The following is a 635-nucleotide window of genomic DNA, read 5'->3' as shown; positions in this document are numbered from 1 at the left end:
CATCGACAGCAGCAGGGCGTGCCGGTCGTCCGCCAGCCGCAGCAGCACGACCCGCAGCAGCGGGCCCTTCCGCAGGTCGAACGGGGTCAGCAGCCGGGCCCGCAGGAAGGCGTCCACCTCCGCCTCCGGAGCCCCCTCCGGCAGCTCCGCCCGCTCCACCGGGACCTCCAGGGCCGGGTGGACGACCTGCGTGACCCGCCCGTCCACCGCGTCGAAGGTGGTCCGCAGCGCCTCGTGCCGGGCCACCGCCCGCGCCACCGCCCGCTCCAGCGCCCCCTCGTCCAGCGCCCCCGTCAGCCGCAGCGCCAGCCCGGAGTTGTACGCGGTGCCGCCCGGGCTGTACTCCTCCAGGAACCACAGCCGCCGCTGGGCGAACGAGGCGGGCAGCTCACCGGTGCGGTCGGCGGGGCGGATGGCGTGCGGGTCGGCGACCACGGCCTGTCCGGACATCCGGGCGCGCAGCAGCGCCTGGAGGTCCGTCGGCAGTGCGCTGATCCGGCTCTCCCGCGACGAGGGCGTGGTCATCTTGGTATCTCCCTGTGAGGCATGGACGAGGTGGGGCGGGAAGCGGGGGCCGGCTAGCTGCGGCAGGCGCTGCGCAGGGCGGCGGTGAAGGACTCGGCGAGGGCCGCGAC

The 635-nt window shown here is 76.1% G+C and carries 1 protein-coding gene; it reads right to left on the bottom strand.

The window, feature by feature from the left end; translation table 11 throughout:
• Nucleotides 1-525 (bottom strand): condensation domain-containing protein (locus E6R62_RS38185; RefSeq protein ID WP_206309013.1); only part of this gene is annotated, 525 nt, incomplete at its 3' end.
• Nucleotides 526-635 lie beyond the last annotated feature (110 nt).

The sequence above is a fragment of the Streptomyces sp. A1136 genome (assembly GCF_004795055.1).
Taxonomy (GTDB): domain Bacteria; phylum Actinomycetota; class Actinomycetes; order Streptomycetales; family Streptomycetaceae; genus Streptomyces.
Note: the sequence above shows the minus strand (reverse complement) of the source record. Positions and strands in the feature narration are given on the sequence as shown.